The sequence below is a fragment of the Chryseobacterium sp. SIMBA_028 genome, assembly GCF_046535285.1.
Taxonomy (GTDB): Bacteria; Bacteroidota; Bacteroidia; order Flavobacteriales; family Weeksellaceae; genus Chryseobacterium.
Genome location: NZ_JAWRWZ010000688.1, coordinates 1 through 245, shown reverse-complemented (window position 1 = coordinate 245; position 245 = coordinate 1). Strand labels below are relative to the sequence as shown.

Annotated in this window: 1 protein-coding gene; it reads left to right on the top strand. The window is 61.2% G+C overall.

Annotated elements, in window-relative coordinates; genetic code table 11:
• Positions 1-207 (top strand): hypothetical protein (locus SCA31_RS25000; protein ID WP_410699644.1); only part of this gene is annotated, 207 nt, incomplete at its 5' end.
• Positions 208-245 lie beyond the last annotated feature (38 nt).

Here is a 245-nt window from a genome sequence, read left to right as displayed (position 1 = left end):
GCCGCCATTCTGTTTATCGGTGCGGGCTTGTTGGGTGCTGGAACGCTCAGGGACCTGTCGTTGGCTCTGTTCGTGGGCATCCTTATCGGTACCGCAGCCACGATTTTCATCGCGGCCCCCCTCTACGCAGCCCTCCGTCAAGGCGAGGCCGTCCTGGTAAAGCAGGCCAAAAAGGTAGCTCACCGGCGGGCAGAGGCCACCGTTTAGTCGGGCAATATTTGCTGTTTGCCTCAGAGCCGGTCCCC